At 54.0% G+C, this 17,535-nt stretch carries 15 protein-coding genes; 9 read left to right on the top strand and 6 right to left on the bottom strand.

Translation table 11 applies throughout. The annotated features are described in order from the left end of the window. Window positions 1–53: 53 nt before the first annotated feature. The 4 genes from purL to MED297_RS17685 all read left to right on the top strand — a co-directional run bounded on the left by purL (window position 54) and on the right by MED297_RS17685 (window position 6,000). Window positions 54–3,953 (top strand): phosphoribosylformylglycinamidine synthase, encoded by a 3,900-nt coding sequence (purL, locus tag MED297_RS17700; RefSeq protein WP_040557597.1) that lies wholly within the window; start codon window positions 54–56, stop codon window positions 3,951–3,953. 82 nt (window positions 3,954–4,035) lie between these two features. Continuing rightward, window positions 4,036–4,386 (top strand): hypothetical protein, encoded by a 351-nt coding sequence (locus MED297_RS17695; protein WP_008047358.1) that lies wholly within the window; start codon window positions 4,036–4,038, stop codon window positions 4,384–4,386. 175 nt (window positions 4,387–4,561) lie between these two features. Then, on the top strand, window positions 4,562–5,674 hold the full coding sequence (locus tag MED297_RS17690) for a S1 family peptidase (protein ID WP_008047357.1): 1,113 nt from the start codon (window positions 4,562–4,564) through the stop codon (window positions 5,672–5,674). Then, window positions 5,671–6,000, top strand: a complete 330-nt coding sequence (locus MED297_RS17685) for a hypothetical protein (protein WP_008047356.1) — start codon at window positions 5,671–5,673, stop codon at window positions 5,998–6,000. The genes MED297_RS17690 and MED297_RS17685 overlap by 4 nt, the downstream gene beginning before the upstream one ends. Before the next feature lie 15 nt (window positions 6,001–6,015). On the opposite strand, the gene MED297_RS17680 is transcribed toward MED297_RS17685, so the two are convergent. Next, entirely contained in the window at window positions 6,016–6,531 is a 516-nt protein-coding gene (locus MED297_RS17680; RefSeq protein WP_008047355.1) for a DUF7931 domain-containing protein, read from the bottom strand. A gap of 2 nt (window positions 6,532–6,533) precedes the next feature. Continuing rightward, the gene (rsgA, locus tag MED297_RS17675; protein ID WP_008047354.1) at window positions 6,534–7,556 is read right to left on the bottom strand and encodes a small ribosomal subunit biogenesis GTPase RsgA; all 1,023 of its coding nucleotides are present in this window, start codon (window positions 7,554–7,556) and stop codon (window positions 6,534–6,536) included. A 71-nt stretch (window positions 7,557–7,627) separates the two neighbouring features. Between rsgA and orn the strand changes: the two genes are divergently transcribed. Beyond that, complete coding sequence (orn, locus tag MED297_RS17670) at window positions 7,628–8,176, top strand: oligoribonuclease (protein WP_008047353.1); 549 nt, start codon at window positions 7,628–7,630, stop codon at window positions 8,174–8,176. Window positions 8,177–8,279: 103 nt separating this feature from the next. After that, a complete protein-coding gene (locus MED297_RS17665) occupies window positions 8,280–10,163 on the top strand; it encodes a diguanylate cyclase domain-containing protein (RefSeq protein WP_161599316.1) in 1,884 nt (627 codons plus the stop codon). 4 nt (window positions 10,164–10,167) lie between these two features. Here MED297_RS17665 and MED297_RS17660 read toward each other — a convergent pair whose 3' ends face one another. From MED297_RS17660 to rnt, 3 genes are read right to left on the bottom strand one after another with little or no spacing between them, the layout of a single operon-like run. Continuing rightward, window positions 10,168–11,061 (bottom strand): LysR family transcriptional regulator, encoded by an 894-nt coding sequence (locus tag MED297_RS17660; RefSeq protein WP_008047351.1) that lies wholly within the window; start codon window positions 11,059–11,061, stop codon window positions 10,168–10,170. Between the two features lie 32 nt (window positions 11,062–11,093). Then, complete coding sequence (locus tag MED297_RS17655; RefSeq protein ID WP_008047350.1) at window positions 11,094–11,396, bottom strand: MTH1187 family thiamine-binding protein; 303 nt, start codon at window positions 11,394–11,396, stop codon at window positions 11,094–11,096. Beyond that, on the bottom strand, window positions 11,393–12,040 hold the full coding sequence (gene rnt / locus MED297_RS17650; RefSeq protein ID WP_008047349.1) for a ribonuclease T: 648 nt from the start codon (window positions 12,038–12,040) through the stop codon (window positions 11,393–11,395). Before rnt ends, MED297_RS17655 begins: the two co-directional genes overlap by 4 nt. A 209-nt stretch (window positions 12,041–12,249) precedes the next feature. Here rnt and MED297_RS17645 point away from each other — a divergent pair, with 209 nt between their 5' ends. Genes MED297_RS17645 through MED297_RS22170 form a run of 3 tightly spaced genes read left to right on the top strand, consistent with a single transcriptional unit; the run spans window position 12,250 to window position 13,702 of the window. Next, complete coding sequence (locus MED297_RS17645; protein ID WP_161599315.1) at window positions 12,250–13,122, top strand: flagellar protein MotY; 873 nt, start codon at window positions 12,250–12,252, stop codon at window positions 13,120–13,122. Window positions 13,123–13,124: 2 nt separating this feature from the next. After that, a complete protein-coding gene (locus MED297_RS17640; protein WP_008047347.1) occupies window positions 13,125–13,466 on the top strand; it encodes a hypothetical protein in 342 nt (113 codons plus the stop codon). Then, entirely contained in the window at window positions 13,439–13,702 is a 264-nt protein-coding gene (locus tag MED297_RS22170) for a hypothetical protein (RefSeq protein WP_237613464.1), read from the top strand. The genes MED297_RS17640 and MED297_RS22170 overlap by 28 nt, the downstream gene beginning before the upstream one ends. A gap of 6 nt (window positions 13,703–13,708) precedes the next feature. Here the strand turns inward: MED297_RS22170 and MED297_RS17630 are convergent, their stop codons facing one another. Then, window positions 13,709–17,461, bottom strand: a complete 3,753-nt coding sequence (locus MED297_RS17630; protein ID WP_008047345.1) for a DUF6701 domain-containing protein — start codon at window positions 17,459–17,461, stop codon at window positions 13,709–13,711. Window positions 17,462–17,535: the final 74 nt, after the last annotated feature.

The raw sequence follows: 17,535 nt of genomic DNA, 5'->3' as shown, positions 1-17,535 counted from the left end.
ATACGCGCCGATTTTTACGATCCCTTCTAACCCGCTGATACAGGTTCTGATAGATGCTTACGCTTCGTGGAAACCCTTCTCTTTCCCCGTTTCGCCGGGAACGCCTTCGTCAACAATTGTCTTCCCTCGTTCCGGCCATTACCGATGTTTACGCTGAATACGTGCATTTTGCAGAGCTGCGCGAAACGCTTGATGAGCAACAGACAGTCGTTTTGAATCAGCTGCTGACCTATGGGCCGGATGCCCAGAAGGAAACGCATAACAGTCAATCGATTGTGGTGACCCCGCGCGCAGGGACCATTTCACCCTGGTCCACCAAAGCCACCGATATTGCCCATAACTCAGGACTTTCAAATGTCGTTCGTTTAGAGCGCGGTACGCGTTATTGGGTTTTGGCAGAGGCAGAACTGACTGACGCGGAACTGAAAGTGGCGGCAGCGGCGCTGCACGACCGTATGACTGAGTCTGTTTATTATCGTGACCCGGTCGAGGACGATTTATTTGCGCATCACGAGCCGCAGACGTTGACCCGTGTTGATGTGTTAGCCGATGGGTTTGATGCCCTGGCGACGGCGAACCGCACACTTGGCCTGGCGTTAGCCGAGGACGAGATGGCGTATCTGGTGTCGGCATACCAGGGTCTTGGTCGGAATCCAACCGACGTCGAGTTGATGATGTTTGCTCAGGCTAACTCAGAGCATTGCCGACACAAGATTTTTAACGCCGATTGGACCATTGATGGGGAAGCCTCGCCTTGGTCTCTGTTCAAAATGATTAAGAATACCTACGAGAACAACAGTAACGGGGTGTTATCGGCCTACAAAGATAACGCCTCGGTTATCGAAGGGTTTCATGGTGGGCGGTTCTACCCGGACGCTGAACACAGCTATCGCTATCACGAAGAAAACATTCACATTCTGTTTAAGGTCGAAACGCACAACCATCCAACCGCCATTGCGCCCTTTGCCGGGGCAGCCACCGGTGCCGGTGGTGAGATCCGGGATGAAGGTGCCACTGGTGCGGGGGGCAAACCTAAGGCGGGTCTGACGGGCTTTACCGTCTCTGACTTGCGGATTCCCGGTTTTGAGCAGCCTTGGGAAAGCGCTTATGGCCGCCCAGGACGGATTGTCAGTGCTCTCGATATCATGCTCGAAGGCCCGATTGGCGGTGCGGCCTTTAACAATGAGTTTGGGCGCCCGAACCTGGTCGGATATTTCCGTACCTTTGAACAGGCTGTCACCGGCGCGAATGGCTCTGAAGTTCGCGGGTACCACAAGCCCATTATGATTGCCGGTGGCTACGGCAACATTAAAGAAGAGCATGTCGATAAAGCCTGGGACAACATTCCAGTCGGTGCTCGCCTGATCGTGTTGGGCGGCCCGGCCATGCAGATTGGTCTTGGTGGCGGTGCGGCGTCATCTGTGGACAGTGCCGAAGGCAATGAAGACCTGGATTTTGCCTCCGTTCAACGGGGCAACCCGGAAATGGAGCGACGCTGCCAGGAAGTGATCGATCGCTGTTGGGCGCTGGGCGAACAGAACCCGTTGGCGTTCATCCATGATGTCGGCGCCGGTGGTCTGTCAAACGCCTTCCCGGAGTTGGTCGCTGACGGCGGCCGCGGTGGCGATTTTGAACTGCGCAATATTCCCAACGATGAGCCGGGCATGTCGCCATTGGCGGTCTGGTGTAACGAATCTCAAGAGCGTTATGTACTGGCTGTTGCTGAGGAAAACATGGCCCGCTTTGATGCGCTCTGTCAGCGTGAGCGTTGCCCTTACGCGGTCATCGGTACCGCGATCGAGGACGGCCACCTTACGGTGAACGATGAACATTTCAAAAACAAAGCCGTCGACATGCCATTGAGCGTGTTGCTAGGCAAGCCGCCTAAAATGTCGCGGTCGTTTGATCGAGTCAGTTTTGAGCGCGATACCTTTACCACCAAAGGCATTGATATTTCCGATGCGGTGGATCGTGTCCTGCATCTGCCATCTGTGGCAAGTAAAAGCTTTTTGATCACCATAGGTGACCGTTCTATTACCGGAATGGTGGCCCGGGATCAGATGGTTGGCCCTTGGCAGATTCCGGTGGCTGACGCGGCTGTGACTACGTCTGGGTTGGACACCACCACAGGCGAAACCATGGCGATGGGTGAGCGAACGCCGGTTGCACTGGTTAATCCTGCCGCCTCCGGTCGACTGGCGGTTGCCGAGACACTAACCAACCTGGCGTCTACCCACATTGGTGACATGGCGAAGGTGCGGTTGTCGGCTAACTGGATGGCCGCCGCCGGTCATCCCGGTGAAGACGAAGCTTTGTATGACACGGTTGCAGCCGTGGGCCTGGATTTATGTCCGGCACTGGACCTGACAATTCCAGTAGGTAAGGACTCGATGTCCATGCGCACCACCTGGCAGGAAGACGGTCGTGAAAAGTCGGTCACCGCGCCATTGAGCCTGATTGTGACTGGCGTAGCCCCGGTACTGAATGTTGAAAAAACCGTCACCCCACAGTTGAGTAATGACCCGGCGGGTTCCGACCTGATCCTGATTGATTTAGGGCGTGGTCAAAACCGTTTAGGTGGCAGTGCGTTGGCTCAGGTTTATCGCAAGGTCGGTGACGCTGCACCGGATGTCGACGATGCAGAAGACTTAAAAGCTTTCTGGGCGGTCATTCAGGGACTGTTGGCGGACGATCGTCTGCTGGCCTACCACGATCGGTCGGACGGCGGTGTCTTTACGACGCTGGTGGAAATGGCGTTTGCCGGACGCGTGGGTGTCGACATAGAAGCTGAGCGTTTCTCAGATGAAGATATTCTGGCCGCTCTATTCAGTGAAGAGCTGGGCGCGGTGATTCAGGTACGCAGCGATGATACGGCCGCCGTGCTGCAGCAGTTAACGGCCGCAGGCCTCGGTGATTGCTCGGCGGTGATTGGCCGCGTCAATGATGACGACTTTGTGCGCATCATCGCCGAAGGTGAAGAACTTTACGTGAAGCCGCGGACAGATTTACTGCGCATGTGGAGTGAGACCAGCTATCAGATTCAGGCGTTGCGGGATAACACCGATTGCGCCCAGCAGGAGTACGATCGTTGGTTAGACGCCAATGACCCGGGCCTGCATACAGCACTGACCTACGATGTTGACGAAGACATCACCGCCGCCTATGTGAACACGGGTGTGCGACCGAAGCTGGCCGTGTTGCGAGAGCAGGGCGTGAACGGTCAGTTGGAAATGGCCGCCGCGTTCGATAAGTCCGGGTTTGATACCGTGGATGTGCACATGAGTGACATCCTATCCGGCCGGGCTTCGTTGTCGGACTTTAACGGCCTGGTTGCCTGCGGCGGATTCTCCTATGGTGATGTCCTTGGCGCCGGCGAAGGCTGGGCTAAATCGATTCGGTTTAACGATGGTGCGCGCGCTCAGTTTGAACGCTTCTTTGCGGATCCGAAAACCTTTGCGCTCGGTGTTTGTAACGGCTGTCAGATGATCTCGAATCTGCGTGAACTGATACCGGGAACCGAAAGCTGGCCACACTTTGTTCGTAACCAGTCTGAGCAGTTTGAAGCCCGTACCGTGATGGTTGAAGTGACGCCGTCTCCGTCCCTATTGTTGCAGGGCATGGCGGGATCGCGCATGCCGATTGCGGTTGCCCACGGCGAGGGCCGCGCTGAGTTCCGTGATGCGAAGCATCAGGCATTGGCGGATCAGCAGGGGCTGCTGGCACTAAGATACGTCGACAACTATGGTCAGGTGACCGAGCAGTATCCGCTCAACCCGAACGGCTCTCCGGGCGGGATGAACGGGTTTACCAGCCAGGATGGCCGGATCACGATCATGATGCCGCACCCGGAACGGGTGTACCGTGCCGTGACCAACTCCTGGCGTCCCGACCAATGGCAGGATGATGGTGCCTGGTTGCGGATGTTCCGCAATGCCCGGGTCTGGCTCGGCTGACATGACCGACGGTTAACGGCTTCCAGGCGGTACCGTGTGTTTTTGGGAGCCGGAACCGACTGAAATGTGTCGAGGAGGCTGAATGGCGGAGTTTCTCGTTGTGTTTGTGGTGACTTTTCTGGTCGTAGGCGGTGTGGCACTGGCGATGATGCTGGGGCGAACACCGGTCTACCGGCCGGATGAAGCGCATGTGCAATCGGTACTGACTCGAATGCTCGATGGTGAGTTAACCGAGAATGAATGGGAGTTCTTTATCAATATGCCCATTCATCATGATCCTACGCTGGATGACGTTCGTGAAAAGTGCCGTCTGACCAATGAGGAATACGGCCTTTGGGCACGACACGGGCGTGCGCGGTTGAAAGAAGGCGGACAGATCCGTCTTCGCCATCTGCTGAATAATTTGGAGCAGGGTGGGGCGAAGTTGTTTTGAGCCCTCGCCTTGTGAGCGCCAAACAACTTTAGGTTCGTTTCAGGCTTTTTTTTAATTAACGCCCTCACCGTAGAACCTAAATCATTTGTTGAGTTCACAATCCTGCCTTTAGTGAGTCGCGAAATCGGCCAAGATGGTTTATTTTATTGTCCAGTTGATTTGAAGCGAATTTTTAATGATCAGACATGCTGTTTTAGCCACCCTGTTGAGTGCCAGTGCACTGGTTCATGCCCAGATTGACCCGCGTATCATCGACGGTGAGCGCGTAAATCCCGGGAACTACGATTTTTTCACGACGCTGCTGGTGGCCTACGATTGGCAAACCGGCCGCACGGGCTATGAACCGCCGAGTGGTAACCAGTTCAGCTGGAATGCGTTTTGTGGAGGGGCTTATATCGGCGATGGTCTGATTGTGACGGCGGCCCATTGCGTCGACAGCTTGCCTTCAACCGGTAATCTGTATGTCTTAGTCGGAAACTATACCGACAACGGCATGCAGTATGAGTTTTGCGCCGATCAGAATGTTAGCGTTTATCGGTGTGAAGGTAGTGCCTCTAAAGAAACGACTGTATCAAATAACTTCCATTTCACTGGCTGGACAATATACACCGGAAGTGACGATCCGATTCCTGTCCCCGTCGAGAACATTAAGGTTCATCCTTTCTATTCTGCGAATGCTTTCGATAACGATATCGCTGTATTGACATTGCCAGATACGTTTAATGGCATTGCGATAACTTGGCCTGCGAACTCGATTTCTTTGCCGTCGAGTGATCAGTTTTCGACACTTGCCGCCACGGGGACGCCGAATAATGTGCGTGTGATGGGGCATGGTAATGTCCTTTCCCACGAGTCCGATTTTGAAGCAAGCGCAGACCTCTTGCAGGTTGATCTGAAAGCGGCCAGCGACGCAACCTGTGCTTCGTTCTTCGGATCGAACTACGATTCGTCAACGATGATCTGTGCAGGTGACCCTGGTCAGGATTCTTGTCAGGGCGACAGTGGTGGCCCCCTTATCGACCCGGCAACCAACACCCTGCTTGGCGTCGTCAGTTTTGGGCCGGTGCCATGCGGAGATCAAGTGCAGAGCTACGGGGTCTACAGCGATGTCTACGCCTTCCGCAACTGGATTCGCTCCGGTGGCGTTCAGGTCGACGGCATGGCCGAAATCGCTGAAGATGGCACCGTCCATCGGATGGGCAATAACGACTCGCCGATTACGATTGGAGCCTTCGGTTTGGTTTCATGGTTGGCTGGAGTGTTATTGCTATTCGGGCGGCGTCGATGAAAAGGGTCGTTTGGGCACTGCTTTCGGTGTTATTACTCAGTCGCTGTACGTTGTTGCAGCCGGAAACTGAGCGCGCCGAGGTATTGTTCAACCCCGTCATCACGGCCAACCAGCTTGAGGTTTCGGTGATGACGTTTGGCTGTACTCAACCGGGGGATTTTTATCTGACCGTGACGGACGATCGGCGTGTTGAGCTGCGTCGGACACGGCTTGATGACTGCAATGGCACTCCGGAGCTGATGCGCTTGTCGTTCGACTACCCCTTTGGGCAACAGGTGTTTCGGTTCCGCAACGCCGTGCGGTTCAACAATCGTGTTCAGCCCTGATCGCTGAGTCTGCCGTCAGATGTTCACAAATCTGAGGTCCGGATGCTGCCGGGAATAGCGCCAATACTGATCAAAGGTATCCTGCAGTTGACTGACGGTTGGTCGATCGTCGTAATGGGCAAATCCAATAAACTCATCCTGTGTCTGACGTAACACGACACGAGACCGGTCCACAGTCAGAAACGTGTGTTTCAGTGGCACCTTATCAAGAATGTCGTCCTCGATAACGCGGGCTTCCATACGCGACAAACGTTTGATTAACGGAATCAGCGGATGTTTTTGCGCAATGGCGTCGCCGGGTTCGGTCAGCAGAATCCGGACATGGACACGGCGGTTTTTAATAACCGCTCTCTTAAGGGCATCAACGACCTCCGTATGCCCCAACCAGGTACGTTCAAGGTCGGTACTGACAATGTTTATGGTTCGCAACGCATTCGCCAGCACTTCACAACTGTGTTGGGCGAAGCCGTCTGCGGAATCGAGCCGGATGACTCCTGTTTCGGACGGTGTATCTGACGTTGGTTCGGTCATGACTACAGCTCCCTTATGGTGACTTCATCTACCGAATCCCGGATGGACAAAAAGCTGTCCAGGCGGCGGGCCAGAATGTCGCCTTCCTCAACAGCCTGTTTGACCCGGCATCCGGGTTCGTGGGTATGGGTACAGTCCCGGAACTTACAGGTTCCGGCAAAACGGTAAATCTCAGGAAAGCCCTTGTCCAGATCTTCCGGAGCGGTATGCCAGAGGCCGAACTCCCGGATGCCCGGGCTGTCGATGAGCTGACCACCGGTCGGGATATGGTAAAGCCTTGCCGTCGTGGTTGTATGCCGGCCTTTACCAGTCGATTCTGAGATCTGACCGACCTTCAGGTCTTCATCGGGCAGCAGCCGGTCAATGATCGACGATTTGCCAACCCCGGACTGACCAACGAACACACTGTTACCTGTTTTAACCAGGGATTGAATGGTTTCCAGACCTTTGTCTTCTTTGGCGGATGCGCGGACAGTTGAATAGCCTAAGGCTTCGTATTGCTCAAGTTCGGTTGCCATCTCCGGTGCCTGATCGAGCAGGTCCTGCTTGTTCAACAGAATAATCGGCAGAATATCGTCGTGTGCAGTCGCCACCAGGTAGCGGTCAATCAGATTGGCCGGCGTTCGCGGGGCGGGGGAGACCACCAGAATGATCCGATCAACATTCGCCGCCACCGGGCGCAGACGTCCTCGAGTGTCCGGACGGGTCAGAATGGAACGCCTCGGTTCCACCGCGCTGATCACACCGGTGCCATCGTCGTCCCGGTGCCAGATTACCTGATCGCCGGTGACGAGGGCTGGCAGGTTGCTGCGAACGTGACAGCGATATACTTCCCCGCTTTGACTTTCGACATCGATGGTGGCGCCATAGTGGGCAATGATCAGTCCACTTTCCGGATCGCTGAGCCCACCGTCGTTGAGTTTCTCATCGGCTTTGCGGTCTTTCTTCTGGGCTCGTTCAAGGCGTTCGCGTTGAATACGATCGATCCGGAACTGTTGTTGTCGGCTGAGTTTTCGTTTGCTCATGCGTGGCAGGGGGCATTCAGTTATACTCTGGCGCGCAGTTTAACTTCTTTTCTACCTAAAGGCCTGTATTGATGGAGAAAAAGTCCAACCTGATCTGGATCGACCTGGAAATGACCGGTTTGAACCCGGAAACCGACCAGATTCTGGAAATCGCTACCATAGTCACCGATAAAGATCTGAACGTACTCGCAGAAGGTCCTTCTCTGGTGATACATCAGTCGGATGCCGTGCTCGATGGCATGGATGAATGGTGCACAACCCATCACGGTGAAAGCGGGCTGACTGAAAAAGTACGGAACAGTTCTATTTCAGTGGCGCAGGCTGAAGCCGAGACACTGGCGTTTGTTGAGCAATGGGTAGAACCCGGCTGTTCGCCTCTGTGCGGTAACTCAATCTGGCAGGATCGACGCTTCCTGATCCGATATATGCCAGCGCTGGACAGTTATTGCCATTATCGCAACATCGATGTCAGTACCTTGAAAGAGCTGGCGGCGCGCTGGCGTCCCGAGCTTTTGAACGGTGTGAAAAAAGCCGGATCGCATCGGGCACTGGACGATATCAAGGAATCGATTGCCGAACTGGCCTACTATCGCGACTCATTTATGGTACTTGAGTCCTGAACATACTCTGCCGGTCCCGGATGACCGGTTCTAACCTATTCACCGCTGCATGGACGCCAAACCGCCCGACGGATGTCGGAAAGTATTAGTCAGGAACACTGAAGTGATCCATGCATTCTGTCGTCGTATGAAAGTTCTGATTGGTTGCCTGATCGTCTGCGCCGTTGTGCCTGTCATGGCTCAACCCTCGAGGACTGATCTACTGAACTGGTCCGAGCTTGAACATCGACTGTACGAAAGTCCCCATCAGGTTCTGAACTTACTCTCCGATAAAGTGATCGATGACTGGCCCTTGCGCCATAAGGCCCGTTATTTCCAGTTACTGACTGAGAATCACCTTATTTTTGCTGACTATGAGGCGGCCCAGGCGTCGTTGCAGCAGGGCTTAGACCTGAAAGAGCATGCCGACGCTTACACCTTGGTGAATCTATTGGTTTTGCAGGCCGTATTTCGCGAAGTGAATGACGAGTTGGCTGTGGCGGAGTCTGGATATCGGGCGGCACTCAGAGTCGCTGAGCAAAGTGGTGAGTTTGATGCGCTGTTGTCGGCGCTGAATGCGTTGATCGGTTACTTGTCTCTGACCCGAGACGAGTATGAGTTAGCGCTGGAATACGTGAATCGGGCCAATGACATCAGTGATTCGGTCACTCGACGGTTTCTGGTGGGTGATCTGTACAATCATTTCGGGAATATTCTCAGCTATATGGGCGACACCGATGGTGCTCTTCGGCAGTACGCCGTTGCGGAATCGATTTACACCACAGAGAACAACAACGTCAGCCTGTCCAGCATGCTCTACAACCGTGCAGCCGTGTTGGAAGAAGCCGGTGAGTTCATTGCTGCCCTAAGAACCTATGAGCTCTTTATGGAGCGAGCCGAGCGTTGGGGTGACCCGACTGCGGTGTTCTTTGGAAACATGGGCATCGCCAATATCTACAGCCTGACCGGTCGTTACGTTCAGGCGTATGAGGCTTTGGAAGAAGCCCGATCAGGGTTGTCAGTGATTCTCGACGCTGCTTATCGCTTTGATTTCTGGTTAACCTCAGCGTATGTGGCCGCCGATGTCGACGATTTTACGCTCGCTGAAGAGGCGCTTTCGCGATTGGATGTTTTACAGCAACGACTTGGCGGACCCGAGCCCTCTCAGACGCAGGCCGCTGTGATGGACGCGAGCAAATACATCGCCTATGCCAAAGGCGATATGGAACAGGCTTACGAACTCTCTGAGCAACTCAGGCAGGTTGAAGCGGAGCTTATGGCTCAGGAACAACAATCGCTGATTACTCAGATTCGCATCGACTCGGAAAATGCCATGTATCAGACCCAAACTGAGCGCCTGGCGAGCGAAAATCGTGAACAGCAGGAAACCATTGCCGCGCAAAACCGTATTCAACAGCTATTACTCATTGTCATTGCCGTGCTGATGTTGAGCCTGATTGCTGTGAGTCTGTCGTTGCATCGGAAAATGCGGCAGATGCGGATTTTACAGCAGTACTCGGCGATCAGTGAGTCGGTGAAAAGCGCGGGCTTTAAAATGATGGAGAGTTTGGCCGGGCTGATGTTCGATCAGTCAGAACGGCATCGATCGCCGCTGTCAGTCGTGGTGTTTGATGTTCATGATTTATCGGACGTGCGAGAACAGTTCGGTCAGCCGGCGGTAGACGCTGTTCATCGTTGGCTACAAGACATAGTGAAAGCGGAACTGGGTGACGAGGATCGTTGCGGGCAGATCAGTTTTGAACGGTTTATGCTTTTGTTGCCCGGAGCGGATCTTCGCGCTGCAAAACGTCTGGCACAGACGGTGATTGATCGGATAAAGGCGCAGTCGATACCCGAATGGCCACAACTGCATCCGTCCGTATCCGCCGGAGTATCAGAGCGTTCCCGCCACGATCGCAGTTCCAGCGTGTTGACCTATCGAGCGACTACGGCGGTGGATCTGGCCCGGGCCGGTGGTGCCGCTCAAGTAAAGACGTTGACGGTTTGATCGCTCAAAGCCGGCTGTACAATCGACCAATGTGATTCTGGAAGTGCTCCAGAAATAACCGGGTTTTCAATGGTAACTGACGGGACCGATAAACAACCGTCAGTTGCTCTGCGAGTGGCTTTTCCGCGAAACTCAATGGCTTTAACGCCCCTTGCCGAACGGCTGATTCCGCCAGATACGCCGGTAGACGGACAATGCCCTGGCCGCGTATGGCGGCGCGCATCCGAAGTTCCGGGCTGTTCAACGTCAATCGTCCCATCACCGGAACCGCAACACTGCCCGTTGACCGCCGGAACAGCCATTCGTGCTCGTTACTCTGCAATATACACGGGCTGTGACTGAGTTCTTTTAACGTCGTCGGGGCGTCAAACTGGGCATAAGGGGCCATGTAAAGCTCAACCGGAATACTCATTAATGAGCGGCCGATCCAATCGCTGGCGGTTAAGGGTTGCTGATGCAAAATGAAGTGCAGATCGTAGTGTCGTTCCAGTGAGGGTTCGTACCCCACATACTGGGTTCCCTGAATATTGATCTGTGGCCAGGCATCCAGGAACTCGGTAATCAAATCGGCCATCTGTTCGGTGAACAGTTCCTGTGGCCACAACAGCGAAAGGTCGCCTTTCGGGTGGCGTTGGTACGCGCCAATGGCGGTTTGAATTTCAGACAGCTCTTCGACCAATGTCCCGGCCTGGTCATAAAGCGCTTTACCGGCTTCGGTCAGTGCAAGCGTGCGGGTGGTGCGGTCGATGAGACGCACACCCAATCGTTCTTCAAACTCACTGAGTTGGCGCGACAGGGTCGATTTAGGACGTTTTGAAGCGTTGGCCGCCGAGGTGATCGAACCATGGTTAATAATATCGACAAAGAGAGCCAGTCCATTGAGGTCTGGTGGGTTCATAAAGCACGCTCCGCGTTCCTTTGATGCCCGGGTTATTCGCCCAGGCGTCGGTCCACTGCATCAACCTTGTCTTGAATGGTCTGATCCTTGTCGGTTCGGGTTCCGACTTTGATCGTCGAGGATATGCGAACGATGCCCTGATCGTGCAGTTCAGTATGGCATGCCTTAATTGCGGCGAACACCTCGTCCCATTCGCCGTATAGGTTGGTGCCATAACCGTGTAATTGAATATCAAGGTTGAAACGCTGCAGTACCCGATGGCATTGAGCGATCTCGTCAGCGACGGAGATGTTGCCATTGAACGGAATGACACAGAGGTCAGCCATGCATTTCATTCATTGTCTCCTGATTCTGCGTTCTCGGTGGATTCAACCGGTGCCGGTGGCCAGCCACCCAGAGTTTTCCATTGATTGATCATGTTGCAGAACAGCTCTGCAGTTTTACGTGTGTCGTATTCGGCATTGTGAGCTTCCTTATCAGAGAACTCAACGCCAGACGCCTGGCAGGCACGTTTCAAAACAGTCTGGCCATAAACCAGGGCGGATAACGCGGCCGTATCGAAGGTCGTGAATGGGTGGAACGGGTTACGTTTATTGTTCGCCCGTTCTGCCGCCGCAAACAGAAAGTTGTGATCGAAGTTGGCGTTGTGACCGACTAGAATGGCGCGTTTGCAGCCTGCGGCCTTCATACCTTTGCGGATCATTTTAAATATTTCTTTCAGCGCATCGCCTTCATCGACTGCGCCGCGCAGTGGGTTGTGTGGATCAATACCGGTGAAATCGAGTGCGGCCTGTTCCAGATTCGCGCCCTCAAAGGGTTCGACATTAAAAAACAGACATTCGTCTTGCTCCAGCCAGCCATCATCGGTCATTTTCAGCGTGACCGCGGCAATTTCCAGCAGCGCGTCCGTTTTGGCATTGAAACCAGCCGTTTCAACGTCGATGACCACAGGGTAGTAGCCACGGAAGCGTTCGCACATGAGGTTTGGGTTGGGGGTATCAGACACGCAGACTCCATCGAGAGGGGGGTAACAACTGGACGCACCATGTTAATGATCTGACTGTGAAATAACAGTCGAAACTGGTCTGAGCTTTGCAATACTGACTGTATTCATGACACAAAGGTAAAAAGCGGCAGGCTATGACCGATTACAGGCAGCTAGTTTCCCTATTTTTAGTGACAATATTGGTGAGCATCAGTGTGCCGGCTCGCAGTGCCGACTTCGGCACAGGTCTGACCGATACCGAGTGGCGCATTGAAGCCAACATTTATTTTTGCCGGTTTTATCAGCCGATCCCTCAATATGGCTTGGCCGTTTTTTTTCATCAAGCTGGCGAAACGCTGGAGTTTTATCTGGAATCGACCCGGAATCTGATGGCCGAAGGCCAGGCGGCCTTGACCGTTGAAGCACCTGCCTGGCGCTCCAGTGCCCTGACCACGGAATTGGGCTACGTCAATGTCCGCGATCGTCAGATCCCGATACGGGTAGAGACCGCCAGAGCCGGTCGCATGATGGATGAACTGGGGCTTGGTATGGCACCGACGCTGACGCGGAAAGCCAAGTTTGGCGATGACCGTGTTCGCGTGCAAATTTCGCCCGTCGATTTCAAAGCCTATTACAACGACTATCTCGCCTGCCAGGCCGGGTTGCTGCCGGTGAATTTTGAGCAGATCCGACAGTCCACGGTGCGTTTTGACGGGGGTGGCGATGGTCTGGACGCCCGTGCCCGTTCGCAACTGGATGACATTGTGACCTATTTGAAAGCGGACCCATTGATTACTGCCATCTATGTGGATGGCCACAGTGACAGTGTCGGCACGCGATACGACAACCGACGCCTGTCTGAGCGGCGCGCCTATCGGGTGACGGATTATCTCGTTAATGCCGGTATTGATGCGGCAATGATCCTGACCCGCTATCACGGTGAGCGGTACCCGATTGCCAGCAACGAAACAGCCGCCGGACGAGCACAAAACCGTCGGGTGACGTTGCAGTTTGACCGAATAGACGATGACCCCGAAGACCCGTTAGCCGGTCTTCCTGACTTTGAAGCGAGATAAGTATGACGTTTTGGCGAAGCCAGAAATCGGAACAGCAACCGGTACATTCCATCCTGATCGAAGATGGCATTCTGCACTATTACCGGCCGGGCGGTGCCTTGAGTCGATGTGATATTGACGATTTGGGAGCGGCCACGCTCAAGGTGTTGAACGATGAAGTTTACTGGCACCTGATCGATAATCAGGGTGCTTTTGTGCTAATACCGGAGCGTTGCCCGGACATTGGCCGTTTGCGCCGCTACTTATCTTCCTGGCGCGGATTCAACTACGACGGTCTGCTTAATTTTGATCCAGAACGGCAGAGTGAAGCGTTGTTGTGGCCCTTGCAGCAAAAACGGGCGTAAAAAACGCCCGCCAGTTTGCTTATAAACCCCGCCGATTAAAAGATAGCTCTCAAATGGACCGCTGCAAGTATCGCCGGGATGCCGGACCACCTGATACGCTCGACGAAAACACCGGAACGCCGGACCGCCATGTTTTCGATGTCCATTTGAGAGCCACCTTTCATCGTCTCCAGCTCGGTGGTAGCTTTGTCATCAGTCTGACGGGCGTAAAAAACTCCCGCCTTGCTATACTGTGAGATCGATTATCGACCTCCCGGAAGAGTAAACAGAATCGGCGCTCGCCCTTGATAGTTGCCGAACAGCAGTAAGGTTGAATCAGCTCTGAACACACCGCTGTTGTCCCAATCCCACGTCAGCCAGGCGGGTACATCACCGTTGACCTCAACCAACCCGGTGTCCGATAGCGTCAGCGTCCAAAGACCCAAGCCACTCTCAAGTGTGCTTCCTGAGCCGGTTGGCCCACTGAACTGGGTATTACTCAGATCGGGTGGACAGTTGAGCAGTGTACATACTTGAGAAGTGTTGTGTGTCAGACCGGCAAAAACGCCGTTGTTCAGGTCGTTTTCCAGCGCTTGCACTGAAAAGGTTGGTTCGCCAGCGTTGACCGAACTCAGGTATTCCAGAGTGATGGGGACAAAGGCGTTGGTGTTCGTGCCGTCTACCTGATCAGGTAAACTCAGGCGGGCGTAGTAAAGAGATCGATCATCAATATCCAATGTCACGTTCTGGCAAGCCGGTGATGATGAAGCCGACACACAGATACCGTCCGCGTCGGTAAAGGCTGACGCGGAAAGTGTTAGGGTGTCGATGCTTTGCAAGGTGTCATCAGCGGTAGGTAAACCGGTTTTACGGGACCAGAGCACATTGGCGAGATCGGCGTTGAAGGTCAGCACACCATCGGTGTCGTTGTCTCCGTCGATGGTCCAGATGAGGGATTCGCTACTGATTCCGGCACCGCTACTGCTGTAACCATTGCCTTCGGTGTTGGTACCTGCAGGAACGTCCAGTGGTGAAACCACGGAGTCAAAGTCAACAAACTCACCCACGTAATTTTGTAACAGCGTATCGTTGCGGCTGTAGGCCTGAACCTGATAACTCAAGCCGGTCAGTGGCTCTGTAAGTCCCTGATAAAGAGCACTATCGCTGCCCCATTCGGCATTGCCGGGCGTGTTCTCGCTGACTTGCAGATAAGCAGGTGTAAACCGCCCGGTGACTATTGGATCAGAAAGGCTGTTTACCGCGAACCCAGAGCCGAGATAGTTCTCGATTTGTGCCACCAGGTTGATCCGGCCAACTTCACTGTAGGTTATCCCAAGTGGCAGCCCGGACCCATCGACAGCGGGAGCCAGCGTTTCATCTATGCCATTTCCGTCGCGGTCTGCCGCTTGCCATCGGGTTGCGTCTGACTGGTTAACGGCATTACCAGAGAGTGTTCCGAATACCCCTCCTGAGGGAGCATTCAGGGTACTCAGACTCCAATCAACAGCATAAAGTCCGGTGGTTTCAGCAAAGTTCTGTAAGATGTTGCCGTTTACATCGAGCGCTCGAATGGCTGAGGTGAAGGGTTCTCCCGCGGCGGCAAGAACACCATTGCCGTCATTAATAGTCGAGCCGTTGCGAACATCAAAAACTTCTAACTGGGCTGGCCGTACCCGCAAATTGACCGTACCGCGGATAAACTCACCGCTGGGGTTACCATCGGCATCGGGCAGTTCGGTTGCTACGGCTAAAGGCTGGATGCCGACTTCGGGGGCGGATAGGCCAAAGGTGGAGGTACTGTTCGAGCCAAAGGTCAGCGTTTTCGACGTGGTTCCGGTATTCGATACGGCGGTTCCGCCTGAAACTGAATCGTCCCAGGTAACATTCGCCCCACTGACACAGGTGTTTGGATTGGAACAGGTCGTCCCGAGCTGTGAGGCCAGGCTGGCATTCGTGAACAGCGACTGACAGACGCCTGTATCCGGATCGGTGCGCAGGGCTCGCAGGTAGAAAGGCGAAGTGGCCTCTCCGGCGACCAGGTCGAAAGTGCTCACCGGTGATGCAGGTGCCGTGGCATCGGTAAAGAAACGATAGGCCGCATCAACGAAAGTGATGTCGCAATCGGACTGTTGAATACCATTGACGAAGCAAAGTACCGGGTCGGTACTCAATGGACGAATGGCCGGCGTAGAACTGATGACGTCGAAGGTGTAATCACCGGCAACGGTTTGTCGATAGTTGAAAACTTCACCACTGGTGTAATCGGTTTTTATGTTGGACGCTTCCCAGCCAGTGGCCGGTGCAAACTCGGTACTGATCAGGCCACTGATTTGTGTGTTGCAGTTTGGATCCATGCAGGCGCGTGAAGCCACCTGGACGGCTTCGCAGGTCAGCCCCTGGTCGACATTTCGATCCAGTTCATAATGATCTACGACGTCCACCCGTTCGATCACATCTGCGCAAACATTGAGATTATCAATCTCGTGTGCGTTGGTCGCGCCGCCGGTTGAGCCGGTTAAAGTCATGTACATACGAGTTGGAATGGCGTCCTGGCCTGTTTGTGCCAGCAGATCGAAGGTGGCTATCACATCGTTGAATCCGCTGCCGATATCCCGCTCAACTCGTACCCAGGCATTAACGCCGTTGGCGTGGTCAATGGTTACGCGATAGCGATGCCCCGTATTGTTTTCAATTGTCGGGTTCAGACTGGTGGGCAATACGTTACTGCCTGGCACTTGGCCATTTGAGGTAATGTAGTTGTAGCCATCGGTACCACTGCCGGAACCACGAATGGTGATGGTTTCTCGAACGCGGGTGGTGAACCCGCCGTCTTTATTGCCATCATTCCGGTTCAGGAAGTTACCGTACTCATCCAAACCGATGCCCATCCAGCCGCCGGCAAAACCGGAAATTCCGTCTTTTTGGGCATAGCCCAATGACCCGCCATACCCCCCTGGTTGAGGAACGATTTCTGAATCTGAAAATACCAGCGCCAGACCATCACCACCATCGGAGGGATCGCCGTAGGCATAGTAATCGAACTCAACAACGATGCGATTTCCTGCGCTGGGAAATAACCGGTATAGAGTGGCGGCTGTAGAGACGTTGCCGCTGTTATCGGTAATCCGCAGGCGGTTGTTAACGATGCGGGGCAGACCAAAAGCTCCACTGCGGCTGGTCACGGCCCAGTCGCTGTCCAATGAGGCACGATCAAAATTATCGGTGAAACAAACTGCTGGCGGTGGTGGTGAGCAGTCTCGGATGGAGCCATCGAGGTTTTGCCCGTTAGATTGCAGGGTGAAAATTTGTTGTGCTTGTGTATCAGTAAGTATCTGATCAAAAACGAGTAGTTCGTCGATCAGGGCATCAAGATACAGCGGAGAACCGGCGGTATCCTCGATTCTCCCGATGCTGTCAAAACTGTTGCCAATAACGTCAGCAATACCACTGCCACTGTAGTTTCCGCTGCCACGTTCGACGCCATCGATGAGAATTCGATAGGTATCGAGGTTGGCATCGCGAATCAAAACCACATGGTGGTAATCGCCATCATTCACACTGATTGTGGAAACCGCAGCATTGTCGTTACCAACCGACAGCCCGATGCGCCCGTTTTGGTTGAGCCAGCCCCAGAAGATGTCATCTACGCCACCACTTTGTTCGATACCAGTGACACCCGGTGAATTATACGGCTGATTACTTCCTGCTTGAGCTGTTTTAATCCAGAAACTCATGGTGGCGGTGTCGCGTAACGCGGATAAATCATCAGCCGTGATGAACTGATCACTGCCATTGAAACTGGCGGCGCGGCAGATGGCCCCGTCGGCATCGGTAGTGGTCAGACTGGTGGCATCGGCCACTGCGTTATTGTCATTACCCGAATAGTCAATGATTTCGTCGGCTCTGCCGTTCCAGCCGGGCTCATCGAAGTGGTATTCCAGGATAGGGACAGGGATTGAAATGTTTTCAGTAGCACTGAGGGTGACGTTGTCGAGAAGAAAGTATTCTGTATACAACCTAAAATCACTCCAGCTGAAATATGTCCCTAAATTGCCAGAGGATAGAAATCTGAATGAAAACCCGCTAGTGT

Source organism: Reinekea blandensis MED297 (assembly GCF_000153185.1).
Lineage (GTDB): Bacteria > Pseudomonadota > Gammaproteobacteria > Pseudomonadales > Natronospirillaceae > Reinekea > Reinekea blandensis.
Note: the sequence above shows the minus strand (reverse complement) of the source record. Positions and strands in the feature narration are given on the sequence as shown.